The sequence below is a fragment of the Pseudomonadota bacterium genome (assembly GCA_010028905.1).
GTDB lineage: Bacteria > Vulcanimicrobiota > Xenobia > RGZZ01 > RGZZ01 > RGZZ01.
The window spans coordinates 1-3,059 of the sequence record RGZZ01000550.1 but is presented as its reverse complement, the minus strand read 5'-3'; the positions used below and the strand labels follow the sequence as shown (position 1 = coordinate 3,059).

The 3,059-nt window shown below is 66.6% G+C and carries 2 protein-coding genes; one reads left to right on the top strand and one right to left on the bottom strand.

Translation table 11 applies throughout. From position 1 onward, the window contains the following. Nucleotides 1–378 precede the first annotated feature (378 nt). Complete coding sequence (locus EB084_22670) at nucleotides 379–2,295, top strand: hypothetical protein (GenBank protein NDD31069.1); 1,917 nt, start codon at nucleotides 379–381, stop codon at nucleotides 2,293–2,295. Nucleotides 2,296–2,404: 109 nt separating this feature from the next. On the opposite strand, the gene EB084_22665 is transcribed toward EB084_22670, so the two are convergent. Beyond that, on the bottom strand, nucleotides 2,405–3,059 hold a 655-nt coding region (locus EB084_22665; protein NDD31068.1), incomplete at its 5' end, for an rRNA small subunit methyltransferase 1.

Genomic DNA, 3,059 nt, shown 5'->3' with positions numbered 1-3,059 from the left:
TCCGCAGCGCTACACGCTGCTGGCGCCCATCTCGCGCGATCGCTTCACCACGTGGTTCCATCGATTCAACGCCCTGTGGGACGAGACGCGCGGCTCGATCGCGCAGCGCATGGGGCACTATAACCGTCAGTCTGGCGAGATCGTGCGCGGCGAGTCAGCCTGAGGGGCTGCGACGTCGAATCCGTAGAAGAGGTCTTCTGCGGTGCCTCTGTTCGATGAACAGAGGTCGATAGCGATCGAGGAACAGCGACGCTCCACGTGCTGTCAGCATCACCACAGCCACGTTTTCATTAAATCATCGTTGCCACCACGTGTTTCTCCAAATTCTTCATCTAACGGCACCATGATCTCGGAAGAGCCTGAGTACCACAGGCCGACATGAAGATCTCGATCCCGTTGCCTCCAAAGGCCACACGACGCGTTCTCGCGCCTCCGCCGACACCTGCAGCCTCCGCGTTCGCGCAGCCAGACGCCACCAGCCTCGGCCTCTCTCGTCTCTCGGCACCCGTCTCGCCTGTGAGCGCATCGATAGTGGCCGCTCCTCCCTCTCCCTCGCCAGGGCACGTCGGCCTGTGGTCGGCCCTCGAGCGGGCAGGCGTTCTCGGCGGCTCTTCGGCGACGAACAGCCCCGTCGGTGCGGCGCTCACCGGCGAGACGCGACAGGCTCTGCTCGAAATGCTTCGGCGCCTCGAGCGCAACGGCGTGCGGTTCGAGACGCAAACGCCAGGCGCTCGACCTGGAACCTACGTCTCCCTGAGTGCCGAGGCATTCGTCGGCCTGCTCGAGGGCGATACATCAGTGTTCCAGGGTCTCTATACCGTGAGCCTGGATGAGCACCAGCACATCCGCATGCTCACCATCGACGACCTCCGCCTGCTCGATGCCTACAAGGGCGCGGGGCCAGAGGCCTTTCCGCAGCGTGCAGCAGCTGTGGCTGCCGTGCAGTCGCTCGAGGCGCGAGGCTTTGACTTCCAGACCTACCCGGTCAAGGAGGTTCTGGGGGGAAGCTACCCGGGGAAGGGAGGGTACGCCTGTCTTCTGGGGGGCGTGCGCGGAGACTGCAGCTATCTCGTCGACGCCTCGGGCGTGCGCAGGGTGGGTAGCGTGTCGAGCGATGAGCGCCTGCTCGCGCACGATTTCTTCCACGGCAGCGGTATCGATCGGGGCCTGCGCGACGGTGCACTGGCCGTCAGGGTTCGCGAGGCCGACACAACGGGTGCGGGCTTCAGTGCGGGCGAGAGCGATCTGCGGCTGCTTGAGCTGACAGAGGCCTGGAAGGCGCTGGCGGACGGCGGAAGCCTCCTCTACGGGCCAAAGACCGGGGTCAAGGTGAGCGTCACAGGCGCTGATCTGGCCGATCGGGCGACGCTCGAGGCACGCCTGGCGCAAGCGACCGACATTGCCACGCGCTATGCAGCGCCCGCACTCGCGCTCGCCAACACGCTGGCCGCTGATCAGCAGCAGGACTTTGTGAGCGCTGTGCTCGACAGAGGCGCATCGCACGGCACAGACGCGATTGCCGCGCTGCTCTCGGATCTGGTTCGCGCAGAGCGCGAGACCGTTGCTTTCAACCCGATGAGCAGTGCCATCGCGGATCTCGACACGTTGCTCGATCTAGAGCACGACAGCGCACAGCTGGCGTCACTGGGGGTGCTCTTTCGAGCGGCCCTCGCCGAGACCGGACATCGCGGCAAAGCCCTGGAAGCCATCAGCGCGGCGCGAAGCGATCTCGAGACACGCGCGGGGTCTACGTCAGAGCAGGCGCGTCTGCGTACGCTGCTCGTGGGGCTCGTCGAGACGACGCAGTCACTGTCGACAGCAATGGAGGCACTCGACCTGGTGCGCATTGCCGTAGGGCCAGAGAGCGAGGAGACCCGCTTGAAGCTCTTCCTCGACCTTGCCGCAGCCGCCCCCGTACCTGCAGCCGCCCGTGCGGCGCGTCACTACCGTGAATGTCTGGTGCAGCGCTTGCCAACTGAGACCCTGGTCGAGACCGGCCAGCGCCTTCTCAGCGTGCTTCACCTGCTTGCCTTCATCGGACAGCACGATCGCGCGGTCGAGGTGTTCGCCTTTGTGCAGCAGGGCTTGCGAGAGGGGCGATTCGGTGCATTGTCGGCCGATGACGTGATGCGCGGGCTCTCTGAGAAGGTTCTTCTCACGCTATCGATTGACGACGCGCTGACGGCTTTGGCTGCGCCGCAAGCAAGCCTTCTGCCTCATGACGGCCAGGTACAGAACGGCACCGACGCCGTGATCATCGGGGGCGTGAAGATCGCGAAGAAGCCTGGGGCTTGACGGGCCGCGTTCGCATGCTGGCGGACGTGTCCGCAGGGTGCGCTTCGTGGTGCCCGTGCGATCGGGGTGCGCCCGCGCTCTTCCAGGTGTGGTCAGCCGTGACCGCGCCTCACATCTCGTACACGGCCCGGGAGTCGAGGCCGTAGCGGGCCGCGACTTCTTTTGAAGCCTGGCGACGGGTGAGCCCGTCGGCCATGCGCGCCGCCACCTCAGCGGCCAGCGCCTCGTTCGATGGTGCCTCGGCAACGGTCGTCGATTCAGCCGCGCCTTCCACCACGATGGTGAACTCGCCGCGCATCTCGTGCGATGCGCTCCAGTCGGCCAGCTCGGCCAGCGTGCCGCGCCTTATCTCTTCGAACTTCTTGGTCAGCTCGCGGGCCGCGCAGGCGCGTCGCGAACCGCCAAGGGCGTCGCGCAGGGCCGCCAGGGTCTCGTCGACGCGGCTGGGCGCCTCGAGGAAGATCATGGTGCGTCGCTCGGTCTTGAGCTCGTCGAGGTGGGTCTTGCGGTGCGAGGCGCGGCGGCTCAAGAAGCCTTCGAACGTGAATCGCCGCGCGGGCAGCCCGGAGCAGGCCAGGGCCGAGAGAACGGCGGAGGCGCCCGGCGCGCACGACACGCGGATGCCCGCGGCGTGGCAGCGATCGACGAGCACATCGCCTGGGTCTGAGACCACGGGCATCCCCGCGTCGGTCACAAGGGCCACCGAGTGCCCCTCGGCCAGCACGCCGAGTACCTCGTCGGCTGCTCGCTCGCGGTTCTCCTCG

Coding starts and splice junctions, on each gene's coding strand:
- EB084_22670 (NDD31069.1), top strand. CDS start 379: ATGAAGATCTCGATCCCGTTGCCTCCAAAGGCCACACGACGCGTTCTC.